We start from the raw sequence: 22,449 nt of genomic DNA on the forward strand, positions 1-22,449 counted from the left end.
TCTGCTTTAATAAAAAGAAGTTCTTGTTGAACACTTATCTTTTTTATAGTAGCTCTTCGTTTATAATAATTAGAAGGCAATTCTAAATCATATTGCTTTTCTAAGTTGTCTAATATCTTATTAATTTTTTTCAATAAATGAAGTAAGGATCTTGTTAAAGGGACACGCTTCTTATTGGTTTTTCTTCGCATCTTGCTGTAACTGATATACCGCTTTTTCCATTTTAAATATTTAGTGCGTGGTAATTTTAAGGACACTATTTTGCAAATTATTTTCATTTGATGATGACTCCAATGAACAGATTCCCAAAGTAACTTTTGATTTGTTGGATAGCGAACCTCACTCTCATAGCAAGTAGCATCTGTAAAAACAGCCGATTGCTCTTTTATAAAACTAGACCAATGATTGAATAAAGTTTTTTCTACTTTTTCTATAGCTAAATTTTGAGCTAACTCACAACGTATTTGACTCACAATTTTGTAATTCGTTAAACGATGATGTCCTAAATGCAGGTCACAGAAAAACTGATAATCAATATTTGCATTGAGTTGTTCTATTAATTTTTTATCTGAACAACAAGCATAATGTTTTAAAAACATAAGTGCTATTTTACCTTTGGGACTAAAATAATTTTTTGTCCCTTTAACGGATTCTTTAATCTTAAAAACAGATACCAGGTCATCCCAAGGAATTGCGAGATAAATTTTCCCTAAATCACTTAACAAAAATTGATTAAAATAAAGGTAAAAGTTTTCGCTAGCACTTAAAAATGAAAATTCATGCTGAAATTCGGAGATTCTTCGTATTTTAGTCATACATAGATAGATTAAAACCCCGTTTTTTGAGTGTACGGCTCGTTTTCGGGGTTTATTTTTATCTAAAATACAACTTATTTAGCTGATAAACAAGTTTTTATCTACTTCTGAAAGCGCCTAAATAAATTAAGTTCTAAGAAAAAAATGTTTTCGAAATTAATAAATGAGTTATTATTCTAAATATTGCATAAAAAGATATAGTGGAAAGCCTGTTAAAACGCCCAAAAAATTAATTTCCTGTTTTAAAAAGGAATCCTAAACCTAATCTGCTTAAAAATTTCTTTTCAAAGGCCCAAAAGAATTTAAATTGCCCAAATAACCAGCCAACAATTGGCAAAGTTAATTGGTAGATTGGAAATATTAATAAAATTCTCAACGGATAATATAGCCAACCAGAAATGGTTTCTGGATTTAAACCTAAAAAAGCGGTTATTGGTTTTGCAACCCAAGCTGCAAAAGAGCCATTTATTGCGAAAACTACAAATATGGCTACTAAAGACCAGTTACTTTCTATTTCCCAACGTTGTTTTAATTTCTTCATTCTAGAACAAAATTACAATTAGCAAATGAATAAAGGAAATTTAGTTTATAATTATTTTTTTAGATATTGTTTTTTTTTCTGTTTTCACTTTCACAAAATACAAACCGTTTTTAAAATTTGTGGTTGTAATTATTGTTTCTTTAGAGTTTATGTTTTTTGAATTGTGTTTTATTTGTTGACCAATGGCATTATAAATTTTTATATTCTCGATATTTTCATTAGCCATTCTAATTGTTAAAATCCCATTATTATTGTAAAAATAATTTTCATCAATCTCTGTTATATCTAAAGAGAGTGTTTGGGTTTTAAAAACAATAAAAAATCTGTTATCGTAATTACCAGCATTAATAGCTAAACTTACTCCTTTTTTATCTAAAATATAATAATTATCTGTGAACGCATCATACAAAAAGCTATCTGTATTTAAATTGCTTTCGTCTATTTTAAAAGTTACAGTTCTATCTAAATCGCTTTTAAATTTTAAAGGTATCTGTAAATTATTATTAAAATCTTCAATACCTACAATTACAAAAGGTGCTTCTGAATCTTGCACTTTTAAGGCGATATCTGTTGGTTTATAATCCCACATTACGGCATCAAAACCATTTTCGAAATTATTTGTAAGGCCTCTAAACCCAATAGCTAATTGCCTATGGAAAATTTCGTTTTCTAAAGGAAACTCAAAACCAATTCTTAATATTGGAAAGTCTATTGCTTTTTTATTAGAAATGTTTTTTCCAAAAAAAACAGTGTTTGTATTTGCTATATCAAAAACTCTTTGCGCATTATTAAAAGTTATGGCACCACCTGTTGCAGAGGCTTGTACAAAGAAACCTTGGCCAATATCTATATTTTGTCCGGGTACTTTACCAGTTATACCAATTTCGCTTGCTGGTGCTCCCATACCAGAAACTCTGGTAGCATAACCACCTAAATATTGAGATCTTACATGGGATACATCTTCACCAGATTCGTAAAAATATAAAGTACCTACAATACTATTTGCAGTTGTAGCATTGTCTAAAATAAAAGTATCTGCATTTATTGGAGATGGATATGGATTTGCTAGTAGACTATAAATTCCTGAGCCAAAGGGATCTATTTCAGTTGTATAATCACCATCATTAGGTTTTCCAACAAATGTGTAATTCTGTCCAGTAGGACTTCCTGTACTTTTTTTATTAAAACCTTCTGTTGGGTTTAATGGAGAATTTTCTCCTAAAAATCTTGTAAAATCTGTTGCATTGGTAAATTTTGCCAACCACCTTGTGCTTAAAGTTATTGGAGTTGTTGTATGGTCTCCGTTAAATGCAGAAGAAAAAGTTATATCTGGTGGAGTATTTGATTCTGTTAATGCTGTTGTTCCGTCTTTTAAGACTCCAGCTATTGTGTAGGTTCCTTCACTAGAAGTAACCGGAGAACCCCAAAAACCACTTTGAAAAACATTAGTTAAAGTACCTTGTATGTCTTTAAATAAGTTACCATTCCCAGAAACATTGCCAATATCTATATGTGTTTGTTTTAATTGTGATGTACCTAATAAACGTAAATCTCCTTCTAATTCTAAAGCATTTGCAACTGTTAATTCTACGCCATCTGCTATTGTTAATGTTTGGCCGCTTTCTACATGTAAACAATCACAATTTGTATTTGCTGTTATTGTAATGTTTTGTTGTACACGAATACCTAATAATAAATCTGTTGCACTATCATCTGGTACTCCTGCATTATTACCTCCTGTCCAACTTCCGTTGTAAACAATTTCATTATCAGAACATTCTATAAAATCAAAACCTAAAAAATCTGTATAACCTACAGCAAAATCTACATCAACAGCATTTGAGGCTGTAAAAGCTGAATCTGTAAATGTAAATTCTAAATTAGCTGCAGCTTCATCACTATTTAGGTGACTATTTGGTTTTCCTGTAAATGTTAGTGTTGCTACTGTATCTCCGCTAGATAAATTAAAAACTGGTATTAAACCAGGTGGCAGATTATCTATTATAAATTCTGTATCTACATCTAACAAATTATCACCATCTGCATCTGCAAACGTATCTCCTGTTAAAGTTATTACTAAAGGCGCTGACAAATCTATAGTTCCATCATTTGGTGTTTCTTGAAAAAGACCTGTTGTTGTATATTCATAAATATTATTTCGTTGATTTCCTGAAATAAAAAACTTAGAACCACTATTGTTAAACACAATTCCTGATGGTGTAACATCTTGCGTGTTTACAGGTATATTTTGAACAAAAGTTGGGGTTATTGTTAGTAAATCAAAAGGAGCATCTAATGCATATTCATTAATGTCATTTCCTTGATTTCCTAATACAAAAAGAGAAAGTCCATCGTTGCTAAAAGTCATTCCTAGTGGTGCATTATCTTGTGGAGTTATAGAAAATCTTCCTGTAGGTCCTAAAGCAATATCAGATAAATCATAACCTGGAGTTAATGTATAAACAATAACATCATCTGTCTGATTACCAAGAATAAATAACAAAGTTCCGTCATTATTAAATGTAATACTTGTAGAATTATCATCATCTGAAAATATACTAAAATTACCTAAATTTGTTACAGTTGAAGTTAAATCATAAGGCACAGAAAGAGAATATTCATTTACTTCGTCTCCTGCAGTACCCACAATATAAAATATAGAACCTGTGTTGTTAAACGTCATACCTCTTGGGTTTGCTTCTTGATCTAATACTGAGAAAGAATCATCAAAAACAGCACTACTTATGTCGTAAGGTATTGGAACTATATATTGCGCAATTTTATTAAAATTATCTCCAACAACATACATTTTTGTACCATCATTATTAAATAGAAAATCTTGCGGACTTTTATCAAAAGAAAGTACTTTATGAGTATCTATTAAAGAAACTGTTGAAGTAAAATCAAAATTATTTGATAATGTGTATTCATTTATATCATCTCCATCAGTCCCAATAATATAAAATTTGCTACCTGTATCATTAAAAAGTATGTCTTGTGGTAATATTTCTTCTGTAGCAATAGAAAAATTAGATGAATGTGAAGCAGCTGATAAATCGAATTCATTTCCTGGAGAAAAAGTAAAAATGTTTACTTCATCACCATTAGCCCCAATAATGTACATTTCACTACCATCATTATTAAAAGTTATTCCTCTAGGGTTGCTTTCAAAAGCATTAATACTTAATTCATTTATTACACCTCCAATGGCAGCTGTAGATACGTCATAATTTATGGACAAATTAAATTCATAAACACGATCTACACTTCTATCAACCACGTATAATTTTGAGCCAGCATTATTAAATGCCATTCCTTGTGGTCTAGTTGCAGTTGTACCGTCAAAAGCAAAAACGGCAGCTTCAAAATCAAAAACATCATTAACAGTTGCAGTGGATACATCCCAATTTGTAGTTAAATTATATTCCGTAATATCATTACCTGTATCTCCAGTAATATACATTTTTGAACCTGTATTGTTAAATGTTACGTCATGTGCGTTTGTATCTTGTGCCTCTACAGATATAAACCTATCAATACCAGAAATTGTTGATAAATCATATGCTACAGATAAATTGTGTTGTATTACAAAATCTCCAGCAGTACCAACTGTATAAAATTTAGTACCACTATCGCCAAACTCCATTCCTGTTGGCGAAGCTTCGTGAGATGTTACAGGAATAGCATCTACAAAATTAGGAGATGTAATATTAAAAGAATTTGGTCCAGAGTAATCTAAACTTTGAGCTAAATACGTTGTTTCAAGAAAAACAATTAATAGTATTAAAATATTTTTTATTAATTTCATAATTTAAAAATTAAATTCGGAGGTTTAATTATCAAATCATTATATCGTTTTAAGTAAAAAATAAAAAATACAACAAGTTAATTAATTCTTAAAATTTAGTTCTTAGGTTTTCTAAGCATTAGCCAAACACCAATTAAAACTAAAGGTATACTTAAAACTTGACCAGTATTTAAAGGGCTAAAAAACCATTCTTGACCTCTTTGTTGCACTTGTGGTTCTTTTAAAAACTCAATTACAAAGCGTAAAGACCATAAAACTAACATGAACAAACCAAAAAGAAAACCCGTTTGATTTTTCTTATCTGTTTTCCAATACAAATACCACATAGCGAAAAATAGAATCATATAACTAAAGGCTTCATATAACTGTGTTGGATGCCTAGCTGCAGTTTCTCCTGCGGCCTTAAAAATAACTCCAAAATTAGAACCTGTTTCTTTGCCGTAAATTTCTGAATTAAAAAAGTTACCAAAACGGATAAAAAAACCGGCTAATGCAACCATTATAGCTAATCTGTCTAAAATAAATAACCAAGGTTTTTGTAAATGTTTTTTTGCATAAAAATACATAGCTATGGGTATACCAATGGCTGCACCATGACTTGCAAAACCTGTGAAACCCGTAAATTTCCAACCTTCTGCAGATTTTTTAAAAGGTAAAATAATTTCTAAAAGATGGTTTTGGTAATAATCCCAACTGTAAAAGAAAACATCTCCTAAACGCATACCAATTAACATAGATACAAACACATACATAAAAAGAGGATCCATTTTTTCTACTGGAATTTTATCTTCTCTGTAGATTTTTTTCATTAGGTGTAAACCCAACAAAAATGCGGCAACAAACATTAAACTGTACCAACGTATTACAAAAAAACCTAAATCTATCCCTATGGAAGGGTTCCACTCTATTGCTAAAAAATTCATATTTTGATATTCAATGTTTTAAATTTAAGTTTAAAGTTGCAAGTTTTGCATAAAAGGAAGTATAAATTTTTCCCTTTGCTATCTTCTCACATGTCTTTACTTTTTGTTTTTTACTCTTTCTTCTTTTTTCTTTACTCTATTTTCTTTGCTCTTTTTCTGGAACAGGATCATAACCACTGCCGCCCCAAGGATGACAACTAAATATTCTTTTTAAAGCCAACCAACCTCCTGAAAATACACCGTGTTTTTGCAAAGCTTCTATGGTGTAATGAGAACAAGTTGGACTATATCTACAAGTTGCTGGTGTAAAAGGTGATATTGCCATTTGATAAAAACGAACTATTAAAATAAAAGGAAATGAAAGTATTTTTTTCAAAAAACAAGCTTTTTTATTTCTAAATGTTCTCGATATAATTTCAATGAAAAATCGAAATCACTCGAACTGACAAACTCATAATCCATAATTTACAATTCGTAATTAATTATTAATTTAATGAAAACGTTGTGCCTTCTTTACCATCTTTTAATTGAATTCCGAGTTCAATTAATTCGTCTCTAATTTGATCAGATAATGCCCAATCTTTATTTTCTCTTGCTTCTTTTCTTAATTTAATCAAAAGCTCCACTACTCCATTTATTTTTTCTGAATTGTCTTGTGAGTTTTCATTCATTAGCCCTAAAACATCAAAAACAAATGCATGTAACGTTTCTTTTAAAATGATTAAATCTTCTGTTGTTAAACTTGCTTTTTCTTCTTTTATTTGATTGATAATTTTTACAGCTTCAAACAAATGAGCTATTAAAATTGGTGTGTTAAAATCGTCATTCATGGCTGCATAACAATCTTGTTTCCATTTTAACACATTAAAAGAAGAGTTGTTTTTTGCTGTAATTTTATCTAAAAAATTAACTGCATCCATTAATTTTGCGTGTCCTTTTTCTGAAGCTTCTAATGCTTCTCCAGAAAAATCTAAGATACTTCTATAATTGGCTTGCATATTAAAAAAACGAACCACAGATGCAGAGAATGCTTTAGGTAAAATGTTATTTTCTCCGGATAAAATTTGATTTGGTAAAATAAAATTACCTGTAGATTTTGCCATTCTTTGCCCGTTTAAAGAAAGCATATTGGTATGCATCCAATAATTTACAGGTGTAACACCAGAACAGGTTTTAGATTGTGCAATTTCACACTCATGATGTGGAAATTTTAAATCCATACCACCACCATGAATATCAAAACTTTCACCTAAATACTTGGTGCTCATTACAGAACATTCTAAATGCCAACCAGGAAAACCATCGCTCCAAGGAGAAGGCCAACGCATGATATGGCGTTCGTCTGCTTTTTTCCAAAGTGCAAAATCTTGCGGATTTTTCTTGTCTGATTGTCCGTCTAAAGTTCTTGTATTATTCAAGAGGTCTTCTACTTTTCTTCCAGAAAGAATACCGTAATTTTCTTTTTTATTATACTCGTGCACGTCAAAATATACAGAACCATTAACTTCATAAGCAAAACCTTTTTCTATGATTTCTTTAATCATTTCTATTTGTTCTACAATATGTCCAGTTGCTGTTGGCTCTATACTTGGTGGTAAAAAGTTGTAATTTTTTAAAACATCATGAAAATCTACGGTATATTTTTGTACAACTTCCATTGGTTCTATTTGTTCTAAACGTGCTTTTTGAGCAATTTTATCTTCACCTTCGTCTGCATCATTTTCTAAATGACCAGCATCTGTAATATTACGCACATAACGTACTTTATAACCTAAATGTAAAAGATATCTATACACAACATCAAAAAACATAAAAGTTCTTAAATTTCCTAAATGTGCATTACTGTAAACGGTTGGTCCACAGACGTACATACCAACATAACCGTCTGTTATAGACTTAAAATTTTCTTTCTTTTTAGAAAGTGAATTGTATACTTTTAATTGATTTTCTTTGTAGCGTTCCATTAAAAAAAGTTACTATTTGCAGTGGATAAAGATAGTTACTTTATTAAGAATAGAGAAATGGAAATTGAGAGAAGTTTATTGATTTTTTAAAAAAGTATGTTAATTTTAAAGCTTACTTTTTAATTTTAATTTGGCTATATTTTCCTTGAATTAATACAGATTCATCATTTGTTTTGATGATAAAGTTTCCGTTTATATCTTTAGCATTTGCATCTAACAAATTAAATTTCATGGAAGCTTTATTTGGGTAAAGTGAAGATTTATTGCCAATAACAAACACTAAATTATCTGAGATATTTGAAAGGTTAACGTTTGCATCTGAATAATCTAACAAAAGTTTAAATGATTGATAATTGGGTGTAATTTTATCTATTGTTAACTCTCCAAACTTATGGCGTAAATCTACATTTTCATTCACTAAATTGATGAACAACCCGGAAGAATTACTTGACATTGTGGTATTTGTAACTGATGCAATTTTTGCATCAGTTACATTATTTAAGAATAAATTACATCCGTTTAAATCATTTATAGAAACTTTAGAATAATCTATGGTTAGTTTTCCTCCGTTTAAAAAATCTGCATTAAAACCACCATAACTTACTTTACCAGAAGCTTTTGTATTAGGTAACTTTACTTTACAATGGCGTGTATTTAAATTAAAAGTTGCTTTTTTAGGAACTTTAATTTCTAACCGTTTTTTTATTTTAATTTTCTTTCCATTAATAACAATATTATCTGAATTTGAGTTGTAATTCAACTTCATTTTCATAATATGTTTTTTTGCTTTTTCGAGTTCTCTTTTAATTTTTTCTTTATCAATGTTTTTAATTGCTATTTTGGCTTTCGCCAACTCTTTTTTCATCTTTTCTTTAGAAACTAGAAAGCTTTTTCTTGATTTTAATTTTTTGACTTTCATTTTTTCCTTAAGTTCTTTATACTTTTTTGTTTTCTTAAAAGCTAACCACTCTTTTTTAGATTTAATACTAATTTTATCTTCTCCATCATCCCATTCAAAAGCATATTTTCCATCTTTAATAAGATAATTATCAAAGTCTTCTAAATCTACAAAAATGTTTTCCACATCAAAGTCAAAATCAAAATCCATTCCTGGCATTGCAATGGTTTCAATGTTGGGAATTTCTATTTCAGGAAACGTAAAATCTGTATCATTAAATATAATAAAATCATTCTTAAAACGGAAAGAATTACTTCCTTTGGCTGTTATTTGAACTTTACTTTTATTGCCTAAAGCTTCAAATTTCCAATCTTTAAAATAATTTTCTGCGTCTTTTTTAGACAATCCTTCAATTTCTATAAAAGCCTCAACTAGAACTTCATTTTTATTCCAAGTGGTTACATTAATATCTGTATTAGAAGCATTAATTGCAACTTCTACATCTTTATTTACTTTAAATTTTTCTGTAAATTTTTTATCAAATTTTTGCGCAAATGTGGTTCCTAAAAAACCAATGGCAAAAAGCATACATATTTGTTTATATAACTTGATTTTCATTTTGTGTTTTGTTTAAATTTGTAAGTTGTTTTAATTGTTTTTTTAAACGTTTTAACAGCTGTAAGCGCAATTGTAAATTACTAATTAGTGCATCTATTGTAGCATCATTAACACCGTTTTTATTGAGCTCTTGGGTTAATGATTTATACTCTTTTGTTAGTTCTGCTATTTTTAATAAATAACCATCTATAATTTCTTTGTTTTCTTCAGTTAATTCTAACTGACTAATTTCTAAATTAATACTGTTTTTGTAATATTTCTCTATCAATTTAAATTCTGGAGAAATACTTCCTAAACTTATTTCCTTTTGTGCAGAATTTGTTTCTGTATTTTTAATTAACGTATTTTTGTCTGCTTCTTTTATGGGATAAAACTGAATAGCTAAACTTATTATTAACACAATTGAAGCAGCAACAGACAACCACTTAAAGTTTTGCTTTTTTGGTTTTTGTTGATGCATTTCTTGCTGCAACAAAGCTTTAAACTTATGAGAATGCTTTTTAGATAAAGCTACTTCCTTTTCTTTATGATTTTTTAATAAATCTCTAATATCTTCCTGCATAACTCGTGTTTTGTAACTGTTCTTTTAATATTTTTTTGCCTCTAAACAAATGTGTTCTAGAGGTATTTTCTGATATATTTAAAACTTCTGCAATTTCTTGATGGTCAAAACCTTCCAACAAATACATCGTTAAAACCAATCTGTATTTTTCTTTTAAATTATGAATTGTTTCTAAAATTATATCTATAGAAATTGTGCTTTCTATTTGCCAATCATCTTCTGTATTTGTTATAATTTCATCATCTATAGCAACTAATTCTAACCTATTTTTCTTTAAATAATCTATACTTTGATTAATTACTATTTTTTTTAACCATACACCAAAAGCAACTTCATTTTTATAGGAATCAATATTTTTAAAAGCTTTAATAAATGCATCTTGCATAACATCTTCTGCCAAAAAACTATCTTTTACATATCTATTTGCAACAATTATCATTGCTTTACAATACAAATTGTACAATTGCATTTGCGACTTTGCACAATTATTTTTGCACTTATCTATTATGGGTTGATGTAGTTGGTTGGTTAATTTCATTAAAACTTTCTTACTCTAAAGACGATGGTTTTTTTTGAATGTTGCAAAATTTGTAATTAATTATCTTTAAATTTACATATTAAGTTTTAAAATGAACAAAAAATCATCAGCATTACAAGAAAAAAAAGGTGTTTTTAAACCAGAAAACACCAGTAAAACCGCTGCAGAAATAATTAAAAAAAATAGAGCCAAACAAAATTCTGTTGATGCCTTTGTTTCTCAAATTTTAAAAGGAAATATTGCTTATTTAAGTAGAGCAATTACTTTGGTTGAAAGCACTAACACAAAGCATCAACAAAAAGCAAACAAAATTTTAGAACGTTGTTTACCTTATGCAAATAAATCTGTAAGAATTGGTATTACAGGAGTGCCTGGTGTTGGAAAAAGTACTTTTATAGAAGCTTTTGGTAAACACTTAACCAACCAAAATAAAAAGGTAGCTGTTTTGGCTGTAGATCCTAGTAGTTCTGTAAATAAAGGTTCTATTTTAGGAGATAAAACTAGAATGGAGCAATTAGTAACCGATAAAAATGCCTTTATTAGACCTTCTCCTTCTGGAACTTCTTTAGGTGGTGTTGCTCAAAAAACGCGCGAAAGTATTATTTTATGTGAAGCTGCTGGTTTTGATACGATTATAATTGAAACAGTTGGTGTTGGACAATCTGAAACGGTGGTACATTCTATGGTAGATTTCTTTTTACTGTTGAAGTTGGCGGGAGCTGGAGACGAATTACAAGGGATTAAACGCGGAATTATAGAAATGGCAGACGCTATTGTAATTAATAAAGCTGATGGCGATAATGAAAAAAATGCCAAAATTGCTAAAGTTGAATTTAATAGAGCTTTGCATTTATATCCTTTAAAAGAAAGCAAATGGCAACCAAAAGTACTTACAGCAAGCGCTTTACATAATTTAGGAATTATAAAGATAATTGAAATGATTAATAATTACATTGCTATAACTTATAAAAACGGTTATTTTCAGCAAAAACGAAACGAGCAAAATACGTTTTGGTTATTATCTACTATTGAGCAACAATTAAAAAAGAATTTTTTTGAAAACCCTATCATTAAACATGCATTGGAAAAAGAGATTTCAAATTTAAAAAATAATAAATCCACTCCTTTTGCGGCTGCAGAAAGGTTGTTAAAACTATAAATCTAGACGAACCTTTCTTAATTAGAAATGGTTTGTTGAGTTGTTTTAAATATTTACTTTATAAAATGCAATATTTTTAAGGGTAATTTCCCTCAAACTCACATGTAAATTAAAATATTGATTATATTTGCAGGGTAAATTCTCTTTTTTATGAAAGAATCAGATATCGATAAATTATTAAGCTCTATATTTTCAAATGATAATTCCTTAAATATAAGGGAAATGTTTAATGAGAAATTGGAAACTTTAAATGTTAGTAAAACTAAAGTTTTAAGTTTACTTAAAATTGATAAAGACGTTTTCGAACAAATAATTAATGGAACAGCTAAACAACCAAACTTAATTCATATAATTAAAATTGCTGATTTTTTAAATATACCAATTAATAAATTTATTGAAGTAGTTCTTAAAAATCAAAGTGTAGAAAATATTAGTTCAATTGAAAAAGCTAAAAACGCCACATTTTTATTGAATAACTTTGATGTCAAAATATTGACTAAATTCGGATTCTTTAAAAGCAAATCTAATACAGATGATTTAGTTAATAAAGTATTATCCTTCTTTGGATTTAAATCTATTAAAGATTATGAATTAGAACTAGATAAACCTCTTTACAGCAGTGTGAAAAGAAATTTTTCAGATAAAATGAAAGATTTTTGGATTAAATCGGCTTTTCAAACTTTTAAAATAATTGATAATCCAAATGATTATGATAGAAACAGACTTAAGGATTTAATCGTAAAAGTAAAACCTTATTCACAAGATTTAGAGAATGGTCTTTTTACTGTTTGTAAAGCATTATATAATATTGGTGTAACAGTGGTTTTTCAAGATTATTTAACAACGACACAAATTAAAGGAGCAACCTTCATTATTAATGATAAACCTTGTATTGTATTGACTAACTTCGGTAAAATTTATCCAACACTCTGGTTTACTTTATTGCATGAGCTACATCATGTTTTATTTGATTTTGATTTAATTAAAAATAATAGTTTTCATCTTACTGGTGATGCTGATCTATTTTTAATTGAGGAAAAAGCAGATTCATTCGCTCGAAATTTTTATATGTCTGAAGAAAAATTTCATTTCATAAAAAAATATATTAAAAATCCATACATAGTATCAAAATTTGCTTATGAAAATGAAATACATATATCTATGGTCTATTCCTTTTTTACTTGGTATCAGGATAAGATATATAGTAAAAAATATTACGGAGCTTTTAAAGAGTTTTATCCAGACTATAAAGTTTCTTTAAAAAAACTAAGTCCACTATCTTGGAAAGAAGATAGTATTAAAACTGCTGGGGAAAGAATAAAAAAAATTTTAGAAATTAGATAATAAATAAAATATGTCAAAGAACAAAAAAACTAAAAAAGATGTTGAACTTTCAGAAGCCGATATTGAAAGATTAGAATTATTACAAAAAGCGAACAAAAAAGTAGGCAAGCAATTATCTATTAATACAAATTCAGGTAACTTAGAAGAGTTTGATGAATTGAGAGAAATTGTTGGTAAAGAGTTTGAAAATCCAGAAGAAAAGTATAACATTTATTATAAAGGAATTCGAAAACTTCTAATGGATTTTTTACCTAAAGGAAAAGAATTTAAAGAAGTTAGAGAAATTATTTATGATGAAAAGAATATTTTTCTAAACCTTGGTAAAAGAAAATCCGATAATAATGGAATTCGTGGAGGTGATGGAAGAATGACATTTCAGCCAGTTATGAATGAATTATTAGATATAATTATTAAATGGGTTGGTGATTCCCAAAATCCCTTTGAAATTTATCGAGATTTTTATGAATTAAATGAAAAATATGGTTATGGTCATGAAAAATATGATAAATCAGCATTAAGCGTCTCTAAGGCAATGATGAAGTTAAGTAGGGACTAGCTTTTTAGATAAATTACACCTAAGTAGAGAATAAAAAAAAAGCTAGTATCTTTTAAACTACATTTGCATAAAAATTAAACAATGCATTTTTCAGAATTACTAACCAATACATCTATTTTAAAAGCCGTTGCAGAACAACGTTTTCACAAACCAACTTTGGTGCAAGAAAAGGCGATTCCAGAAATTTTAAAAAAGAAAAATGTAATTGTTGCAGCAAATACAGGTACTGGTAAAACCGCAGCTTTTACCTTACCTATTTTAGAAAATCTGTTTGAAAAACAAGATACAGAAAAAGCTAAAAAGCTAATTAAAGCAGTTATTGTAACACCAACAAGAGAATTGGCTATTCAAATTTTTGAAAATTGTAAAGATTTTAGCAAATACACTAATTTAAGAACAACAGCTGTTTTTGGTGGAGTTTCTCTAGAGCCTCAAAAAGAGGTTTTAGCAAAAGGCGTAGATATTTTAATAGCAACTCCTGGTAGATTAATAGATTTACAAAAACAAGGTAATATTGCTTTAGATGCTGTTGAAGTTTTTGTTTTAGATGAAGCCGATTTAATGTTAGACATGGGTTTTATTAAAGATGTAAAATTGATAGAAAGTCTTTGTCCAAAGAAAAAGCAAACTTTACTTTTTTCTGCAACAATGCCAGATAAAATTGTAGCATTGGCAAAAACTACTTTAAAAAATCCTGTATCTATTGTTATTGAACCAGAAGAAACTACAGCAAAAAATATTGGTCAATTATTATATTATTTGCCAAAGAAAAATAAAACCGATTTATGTTTACACCTTTTAAGAAACACCATAAACGGTAAAATAATTATTTTTAGACGCACAAAATTTGGGGTAGATAAATTAGAGCAAACGCTTTTAAAAAATGGATATTTAGTTACAAGTATTCATGGAGATAAAACACAAATAATTAGAAATAAGGCAATTGAAGATTTCAAAAGTAAAAAAGCAACTATTTTAATTGCTACAGACGTTGCTGCAAGAGGTATAGATATTACAAATGTAGATGCTATTATTAATTTTGATATACCAAATGTTGCAGAAACCTATGTACATAGAATTGGTAGAACTGGTAGAGCAGGTAAATCTGGTATTTCGTTTTCTTTTTGTTCACCAGACGAAAATAATTATATAAAAGATATTGAAACTTTAATTGAAAAATCGATTAAAGTTATTGCAGATCATCCTTATGTAATTCACAAACCAAAACATACTAAAAAGCAACCAAATACTATTAGTAAAAATAAAAAAGGTAGAAAATCTGAAGCTTCTAAAAAGAAGAAAAAACGTTGGTATTAACAAATTTAAAAACCAAAAACTTCAATCTAATAAATAGATTGAAGTTTTTTTATAATTTAATCTTCATCTGGTAAATTTGCATCAAAATCATCATTGCCTTCGAAGAAATCTTCATCTTCTGCATATTCTTCCATCGCATTTTCTAATCGTTCACTAATTTTTACCAAGTAAATAGTATCTTCTGTTTTTACCTCTATAGCCTTTACAGTTTCTCCTTTGGCATTTTTAAATGAAATAATGTCTTCATAATCATAACCATCAGGATATTTATCAATTAACATATCTAGTATGTCTGTTGTTAACTTAGCATATTCTACAATTACTCTTTTCATAATTTAATAATTTATTAAACTTTTTTTAGATTTCTAAATTGCCTAAAAAGTTTTATTTAGAAATTACATCTCTAATAAATAAGCAAATATTAAAGGCGCTACAATGGTTGCATCACTTTCTATGATAAACTTTGGTGTATTAATATCTAATTTACCCCAAGTAATTTTTTCATTGGGTACTGCACCAGAATAAGAACCATAACTTGTAGTTGAGTCTGAAATCTGACAAAAATAACTCCAAAATGGTGTATCTGTTCTTTCCATATCTTGGTATAACATTGGCACTACACAAATAGGAAAATCTCCTGCAATTCCTCCTCCTATTTGAAAAAATCCAATTCCGTTTGTTGAGTTTTCTGTATACCAATCTGCCAAAAATGTCATATATTCTATTCCAGATTTCATGGTAGATGCTTTTAACTCTCCTTTCATTACATAAGAAGCAAAAATGTTACCCATGGTAGAATCTTCCCAACCAGGACAAATTATTGGTAAGTTTTTTTCTGCTGCTGCATACATCCAAGAATCTTTTAAATCGATTTCGTAATATTGCTCTAAAACTCCAGAAAGTAGCAATTTGTACATATATTCATGTGGCAAATAGCGCTCACCATTTGCGTCTGCATTTTTCCAAATTTTTACAATATGTTCTTGTATTCTTCTAAAAGCTTCTTCTTCTGGTATGCAAGTATCTGTAACTCTGTTTAAGCCTTTTTCTAACAAATCCCACTCATCCTGTGGTGTTAAATCTCTATAATTTGGCACTCTTTTATAATGAGAATGTGCCACCAAATTCATAATATCTTCTTCAAGATTAGCACCAGTACAAGAAATAATTTGTACTTTATCTTTACGAATCATTTCTGCAAAAATTTTACCTAACTCTGCTGTACTCATTGCTCCTGCTAAAGAAACTAACATTTTGTTTCCTTTTTTCAATTGATCTTCATACCCTTTTGCTGCATCAACCAAAGCTGCTGCATTAAAGTGTAAAAAGTATTTTTCTATAAAATTTGTAATTGGTTTGCTCATGTTTTTTTATTTTTTATATCATTTCTAAAATATTCTCGATACAATTTTTCAAAAAAGAAAAATCACACGTACTGACATTTTTTTATCAGTATTCATTTTAAAAATTTAGTACTATGTATGTTATTTAGTTTTAAGCTTTTTCACTTCAAAAATATCTGTTCTTCTATCTTTTAAATTTCTAACACTTCCAAACTGATTCAAATCTTTTAGCAAGTCTAAATCTACATCTGCAATTAAAATCATTTCTGTGTTTGTGGTTGCTTCTGCTTTAATACCGTTTGCTGGAAAAGAAAAATCACAAGGAGTAAAAACCATAGATTGCGCATATTGAATGTCCATATTATTTACTTTTGGTAAATTACCAACACTACCTGCAATGGCAACATAACACTCATTTTCTATAGCTCTAGCTTGTGCACAATGTCTAACTCTAGAATATGCGTTTTGTGTATCTGTTAAAAAAGGAATAAACAAAATATCCATACCTTGTTCTGCTAATAACCTACCTAATTCTGGAAATTCTGAATCGTAACAAATTAATACTCCTACTTTTCCACAATCCGTATCAAACGTTTTTAGTTCATTACCTCCTTGTAAACCCCAAACTTTTGCTTCATTTGGTGTAACATGCAGCTTTTCATAACGATCTAAAGTACCATCTCTTTTACAGATATAACCAACATTATACAACAAACCGTCTTTAATTTCTGGCATACTACCAGTAATAATATTAATGTTGTAAGAAATGGCTAGTTTAGAAAACTTTTCTACAACTTGTGGTGTAAATTTTGCCAATTCTCTAATTGCTTCAGATTCTGGTAAATGGTTAAATTCTGCCATTAAAGGCGCATTAAAAAATTCTGGAAATAACGCAAAATCTGCTCTGTAAGCAGAAACAGAATCTACAAAAAACTCTGCTTGTTCCATTAATTCTTCTAAATCTTTATACAAACGCATTTGCCACTGAATTAATCCTAAACGCACCACTTTTTTTGTGATAGCTGCTTTTTTAGACTTTTTTTCGTAATAAATGTTGTCCCATTCTAATAAAACAGCGTAATCTCCAGAATTTACATCGCCTTCTAAATATCCTTTTAAGATTTTAGAAGGATGAAAATCATTAGAAATCTGAAAATTTAAAACAGGGTCATAAATTTCTTTACGTTTTACTTTTTCTAAATACTCTTTTGGCGAAATTTCTGCCGCAAATTTGTGATAATTTGGCATTCTTCCACCAAAGACAATTCCCTTTAAATTTAAGGTTTCACATAATTCTTTTCTATAATAATACAATCTTCTTCCTAAACGTAAACCTCTAAATTCAGATTTTATAAAAACATCTATTCCGTATAAAACATCTCCTTCTTTATCATGCGTGTTAAAGGTGAAATTTCCTGTAATGTCTTCATAAGTATGTGTTTCATCAAACTTTGTATAATCTACTTTTATAGCTAATGCACAACCTGCTAACTGTCCGTTAATTTTAATAACAACTTGCCCTTCTGGAAACTTATGTATTAAAGCTTGTATTTGAGCTTCTTCCCAATAGGTGTTTTCCATATTGGTATAAATCTCTATCATTGCTTGTTTTAACTCTTGATAATCATCAATTGTTAAATACTGCAATTCTATGTTTTCTATATTTTCTATCATGATAAAAGACTAGAAATCGTCCTCATTATTTTTAAATTTTGATATTTTACCAAATGGATTTTTGTCTGAATCTTCTTCTCCATTATCATAATAATCGTCATTAGAAGCAAATTTGTAGCTTAACATTTTATAAAATAATTTTGCTGCTAAAAAATCTGAAGATTTTTCTGAGGCATTAGGACAAAGTTCTACCATATCAAAACCAACAACATTTTTTTGCTGAAAAACCATTTTTAAAAACTCTAAAGTTTCATAGTAAAACAAACCTCCTGGTTCTGGTGTACCTGTACTTGGCATTATTGATGGATCTAAGGCATCTAAATCGAACGTAATAAAAACGTTTTTACTTAATTGATCAATTACATCATCCATCCAGTCTTCATTTACAGCCATTTCATGCGCAAAAAAAACTTTGTCTGAATTCATTTCTCTTTTTTCAGAAATGTCCATACTTCTAACACCTACTTGAACCAAGTTGGTATTTTGATTTGCTTCGTATACTGCACAAGCATGGTTGCATTTAGAGCCTTCGTATTCTTTGCGTAAATCTGCATGAGCATCTATATGCAATACTGTTAAATCATTAAAACATTCATTAAAAGCTCTAATGGTTCCTATAGAAATTGAATGTTCGCCACCAAAAACGGTTACAAATTTATTTCTATTAATGTACTTTTTAGTTTCTTGATGCACAGCTTCTACCATTTCTTCTGGAGAAGTATTTTCTGTAATTGGATCTGCTAAAAAAACACCTTCTTTATAAACTTCGGAATCTGTTTCTATGTCATACAATTCCATATTTTCTGATGCCTCTAAAAAAGCTTGTGGCCCTTTATCTGCACCTTTTTGCCAAGTGCTTGTACCATCATAAGGAACTGGAATTATTACTATTTTTGAAGTTGACAAGTTTCCAAATTCTTGTGGAATGCCTGCATATGTTTTATTTGTATTCATTTTTTTTATTTTTCAAAAGGTTTAGACCTCTTGTAACTCTTTTTTTATTAATTTTTCTTCTTTATTTTCTTGTTCGTTTGTTTCTCCATAACCTAAAATAGAGAGTAATTCGCTACTTTTTTGTTGTTCTTTAAAAATAGTAATTTTAAGATCTCCATTTTTTTCTCTATCAATTAATAACTGTTTTGGAGTTGGTATTAAACAATGCTGCAAACCACCAAAACCGCCAATAGTTTCTTGATAAGCACCTGTATTAAAGAAACCAATGTATAGTGGCTTTTCTTTTTCATAAACAGGCAAATAAATACCGTTTACATGTTGTTCAGAATTGTAATAATCATCACTATCGCAAGTTAAACCACCCAATAAAACACGTTCGTACTTTGAGTTCCATTTGTTTATTGGCAGCATAATAAAACGCTTATTAATTGCCCAAGAATCTGGTAAAGTTGTTATAAAAGAAGAGTTTATCATATTCCATCGTTCTCTATCATTTTGTTTTTTCTGATACAATACTTTATAAATAGCTGCTCCAGATTCACCAACCGTAAAACTACCAAACTCTGTAAAAATGTTTGGTACATCTACACCTGCTTCATCACAAGTAAGTTGAATTTGATTAACAATTTCATCAATCATATATGCATAATCATACTCAAAAGCTAGTGAGTTTTTAATAGGAAAACCGCCGCCAATGTTTAAACTATCTAAAGTTGGGCAAACTTTTTTTAAGTTGATATATACCGTTAAACATTTCATTAATTCGTTCCAATAATAAGCATTGTCTTTAATACCTGTATTGATAAAAAAATGTAACATTTTTAAATCTACTTGTTTGTTTTCTGCAATTTCACGTTCGTAAAAAGAAACAATATTTTTATAACCAATTCCTAATCTTGAGGTATAAAATTCAAACTTTGGTTCTTCTTCAGAAGCAATTCTAATACCTACTTTAAAAGGTTTAGAAGTTTCTTTTTGAAGTAAAGGCAATTCTTCATAATTATCTATAATAGGAATGCAGTTTTTATGACCAGATTCTATTAAACCGCCAATATTTTTAATGTATTGATCTCTTTTAAAACCATTACAAATTACAAAAGTATCTTCTTTTATTTTACCTTCTTTTCTTAAGTTATTTACAATATCTATATCAAAAGCAGAAGATGTTTCTATATGAATATCGTTTTTTAAAGCTTCATTTAAAACATGTTTAAAATGAGAACTTTTTGTACAATAACTATAAAAATATTTGCCTTTGTAATTATGTTTTTCAAAGCTTTTTTGAAACCAATCTTTCGCTCTATTTATGTTTTCAGAAATTTTTGGTAAGTAGGTGAATTTTAACGGAGATCCATATGCTTCAATAAGTTCCATTAAATTAATGCCATGCCAAAAAAGTTTGTTGTTTTTTGTGTTGAATTCTTCCTGAGGAAAATCAAAAGTTTGATCTATTAAATCTTTATATTTCGTGTTCACGTTGTTTTTTTAAATAAATGATACAATAATTACTTCTTAGCTAAATTTTTAAATAAAAATTAGCTTAGAAAAAAATCTAATTCGATAAGAAAAAGAGTATCACTGTAATATTTGCAAGTAAACAACATGCAACTTAAAGTAGCGTTGCATTATTTCTTTTAGATAAAAAGAAAGAGAAACCTTAATTTTTTCGTCGCATTTCCAAAATGCTGTGTACACTTTATTCTCCAAAAAAGTTGTACTACCGAAATAAGAAAAACTAAACATTTTACTTAAAAAAGTTAAGCAAATGTATGTTTTTTTTAAATACAAAAATAAAAAACAAAAAAAAAGTGAAAATAATTTTCACTTTTAATTTTTACTTTAAATATTACTCTTCTGGCGGATATCCATGTATTTTTTCAAAATCTCTATCGAAATTTTCTCTTAAATAAGCGTTTAATTTCTTCCTATAATCATCTTTTAACCAAGTAACAAAATTGTGTGTACTTTTAGATATACATTTAGCATATCTATTAATTCTATCGTCTATCTCCTCTCCAAGCATTTTTGCTAAAATTAAAGCATCAAAAACATCTTCAGAATTTTCTATACACATTTTTGCATGGTGAACTATTGATTTTTCCAAAACTCGTTTAGAAGATTCACCTGCTTTTATAGTGTCTATGTATACTTTTTTCATATCGAAATAAGTATCTGTGGCTTTGGCAAACTCTTTTTTTACATTTGCAGGTAGCTCATATCTAAACGTACTTTCTATATCTTCATCAGAAAGAATGGTATCTAAATAATAATCTGGCGCTCTAAACATTTTTTGCCAGTCTAAATCTGCTCCCCAAGCACCAAACCTATGAAAATTATTACCTAAATCTATAACATCAAATTCTGTTGTATTTTTATAAATACGAGAACCACGCCCAATCATTTGGTAATATAATGTTAGCGATTTTGTTGCTCTGTTTAATATGATGGCTTCAATACTAGGTTCATCAAAACCTGTGGTTAAAATACTTACAGAAGTTATAATTGCACCCGGTGTTTTATGAAACCAACGCAAAATTAATTCACGTTCTTTTTTTGTATTCGTATTATCTAAATGTGCAATGGGAAAACCTGCTTTTTTAAACGCATGAAATACCTGTATAGAAGTATTAATACCGTTGTTAAATATCAGTGTTTTTTTACCTTTTGCACTTTCTTCATAAGCGCTTAATAATTTAGACAGCATGTCTGAATTGGTGTATAAATCTTCTGAAGATTTTACAGTGTAATCTCCATTAGCACCAACTTCTAAAGAGGTTAAACCTACATTATAAGAGTATAAATTGGCTCTTGCCAAATAACCATTATCTATAAGGTGCTGTATAGATTCACCAACAAACAATTCTTGGTAATTCTCATACATTGGTAATTTTATATTAGAACTTAATGGGGTTGCAGTAACTCCTAAAACAAAAGATTCATCAAAAAATTTAAAGATTTTTGTAAAAGAATTGTAATGTGCCTCATCTACAATTACCAATCCAATATCAGAAATGTCTAATATTTCATCATTTAAACGATTTTTTAAGGTTTCTACCATTGCAACAAAACAGTTGAATTGGTCTTGATCGTCTAATTTAGCTGTAGAATTAATAATTTTGTTAGCCACACCAAACTCATCTAGCATTCTAGAGGTTTGTTTACTCAATTCAATTCTGTGCGTAAGTACTAAAACTTTCTTTTTAAAAGTTTCTAAATAACGTCTTACTATTTCAGAAAAAATTACTGTTTTTCCACCACCAGTTGGCAATTGATACAATAAATGGTAGTCTTTAGGAGCCGTTTCAAAGCGATGAAATATCTCTTGAAGTGCATCTTTTTGATAACCGTATAATTCTTTACCTACTTGTTGTGGAGTATTTGTGTCTGCCAAAAGTTTAAAAATTTTAAGCAACAAAAATAAGACTTAAAATAGGT

19 protein-coding genes are annotated in these 22,449 nt (G+C 28.8%); 4 read left to right on the forward strand and 15 right to left on the reverse strand.

Features of this window, described 5'->3' with window-relative positions:
* The 9 genes from Q0762_RS04560 to Q0762_RS04600 form a co-directional block, all read right to left on the reverse strand.
* Positions 1-815, reverse strand: an 815-nt coding sequence (locus Q0762_RS04560) for a transposase (protein WP_298764137.1), incomplete at its 3' end; no start/stop codon positions are given.
* Between the two features lie 229 nt (positions 816-1,044).
* The gene (locus Q0762_RS04565) at positions 1,045-1,356 is read right to left on the reverse strand and encodes a DUF6787 family protein (protein ID WP_298764139.1); all 312 of its coding nucleotides are present in this window, start codon (positions 1,354-1,356) and stop codon (positions 1,045-1,047) included.
* Between the two features lie 40 nt (positions 1,357-1,396).
* A complete protein-coding gene (locus Q0762_RS04570; protein WP_298764141.1) occupies positions 1,397-5,164 on the reverse strand; it encodes a T9SS type A sorting domain-containing protein in 3,768 nt (1,255 codons plus the stop codon).
* 95 nt (positions 5,165-5,259) lie between these two features.
* Entirely contained in the window at positions 5,260-6,087 is an 828-nt protein-coding gene (gene lgt, locus Q0762_RS04575) for a prolipoprotein diacylglyceryl transferase (RefSeq protein ID WP_298764143.1), read from the reverse strand.
* A gap of 136 nt (positions 6,088-6,223) precedes the next feature.
* Complete coding sequence (gene yidD / locus Q0762_RS04580; RefSeq protein ID WP_298764146.1) at positions 6,224-6,463, reverse strand: membrane protein insertion efficiency factor YidD; 240 nt, start codon at positions 6,461-6,463, stop codon at positions 6,224-6,226.
* Positions 6,464-6,572: 109 nt separating this feature from the next.
* Positions 6,573-8,051, reverse strand: coding sequence for a cysteine--tRNA ligase (cysS, locus tag Q0762_RS04585; protein ID WP_298764148.1), 1,479 nt, complete (start codon positions 8,049-8,051; stop codon positions 6,573-6,575).
* A 112-nt stretch (positions 8,052-8,163) separates the two neighbouring features.
* Positions 8,164-9,567: a hypothetical protein gene (locus tag Q0762_RS04590; RefSeq protein ID WP_298764150.1), complete on the reverse strand. Its 1,404-nt coding sequence runs from the start codon at positions 9,565-9,567 to the stop codon at positions 8,164-8,166.
* Positions 9,548-10,129, reverse strand: a complete 582-nt coding sequence (locus Q0762_RS04595; RefSeq protein WP_298764152.1) for a hypothetical protein — start codon at positions 10,127-10,129, stop codon at positions 9,548-9,550. The genes Q0762_RS04590 and Q0762_RS04595 overlap by 20 nt, the downstream gene beginning before the upstream one ends.
* A complete protein-coding gene (locus tag Q0762_RS04600; RefSeq protein ID WP_298764154.1) occupies positions 10,113-10,667 on the reverse strand; it encodes a sigma-70 family RNA polymerase sigma factor in 555 nt (184 codons plus the stop codon). The genes Q0762_RS04595 and Q0762_RS04600 overlap by 17 nt, the downstream gene beginning before the upstream one ends.
* Before the next feature lie 91 nt (positions 10,668-10,758).
* Between Q0762_RS04600 and meaB the strand changes: the two genes are divergently transcribed.
* The 4 genes from meaB to Q0762_RS04620 all read left to right on the forward strand — a co-directional run bounded on the left by meaB (position 10,759) and on the right by Q0762_RS04620 (position 15,043).
* On the forward strand, positions 10,759-11,826 hold the full coding sequence (meaB, locus tag Q0762_RS04605) for a methylmalonyl Co-A mutase-associated GTPase MeaB (RefSeq protein ID WP_298764157.1): 1,068 nt from the start codon (positions 10,759-10,761) through the stop codon (positions 11,824-11,826).
* A 150-nt stretch (positions 11,827-11,976) separates the two neighbouring features.
* Positions 11,977-13,170, forward strand: coding sequence for a hypothetical protein (locus Q0762_RS04610; protein ID WP_298764159.1), 1,194 nt, complete (start codon positions 11,977-11,979; stop codon positions 13,168-13,170).
* Positions 13,171-13,180: 10 nt separating this feature from the next.
* Positions 13,181-13,726: a hypothetical protein gene (locus Q0762_RS04615; protein ID WP_298764162.1), complete on the forward strand. Its 546-nt coding sequence runs from the start codon at positions 13,181-13,183 to the stop codon at positions 13,724-13,726.
* Between the two features lie 81 nt (positions 13,727-13,807).
* Positions 13,808-15,043 (forward strand): DEAD/DEAH box helicase, encoded by a 1,236-nt coding sequence (locus Q0762_RS04620; RefSeq protein WP_298764165.1) that lies wholly within the window; start codon positions 13,808-13,810, stop codon positions 15,041-15,043.
* A gap of 56 nt (positions 15,044-15,099) precedes the next feature.
* Here the strand turns inward: Q0762_RS04620 and Q0762_RS04625 are convergent, their stop codons facing one another.
* The 6 genes from Q0762_RS04625 to Q0762_RS04650 form a co-directional block, all read right to left on the reverse strand.
* The gene (locus Q0762_RS04625) at positions 15,100-15,375 is read right to left on the reverse strand and encodes a hypothetical protein (RefSeq protein ID WP_298764166.1); all 276 of its coding nucleotides are present in this window, start codon (positions 15,373-15,375) and stop codon (positions 15,100-15,102) included.
* Between the two features lie 63 nt (positions 15,376-15,438).
* The gene (locus Q0762_RS04630) at positions 15,439-16,407 is read right to left on the reverse strand and encodes a deoxyhypusine synthase family protein (protein ID WP_298764169.1); all 969 of its coding nucleotides are present in this window, start codon (positions 16,405-16,407) and stop codon (positions 15,439-15,441) included.
* A 120-nt stretch (positions 16,408-16,527) separates the two neighbouring features.
* Entirely contained in the window at positions 16,528-18,060 is a 1,533-nt protein-coding gene (locus Q0762_RS04635; protein ID WP_298764171.1) for a bifunctional GNAT family N-acetyltransferase/carbon-nitrogen hydrolase family protein, read from the reverse strand.
* Positions 18,061-18,069: 9 nt separating this feature from the next.
* Positions 18,070-19,014 (reverse strand): agmatinase, encoded by a 945-nt coding sequence (speB, locus tag Q0762_RS04640; protein WP_298764174.1) that lies wholly within the window; start codon positions 19,012-19,014, stop codon positions 18,070-18,072.
* A gap of 21 nt (positions 19,015-19,035) precedes the next feature.
* A complete protein-coding gene (locus Q0762_RS04645; protein ID WP_298764177.1) occupies positions 19,036-20,490 on the reverse strand; it encodes an arginine decarboxylase in 1,455 nt (484 codons plus the stop codon).
* A gap of 370 nt (positions 20,491-20,860) precedes the next feature.
* On the reverse strand, positions 20,861-22,405 hold the full coding sequence (locus Q0762_RS04650; RefSeq protein ID WP_298764179.1) for a DEAD/DEAH box helicase family protein: 1,545 nt from the start codon (positions 22,403-22,405) through the stop codon (positions 20,861-20,863).
* Positions 22,406-22,449 lie beyond the last annotated feature (44 nt).

The sequence above is a fragment of the uncultured Polaribacter sp. genome (genome assembly GCF_947495205.1).
Taxonomy (GTDB): Bacteria; Bacteroidota; Bacteroidia; order Flavobacteriales; family Flavobacteriaceae; genus Polaribacter.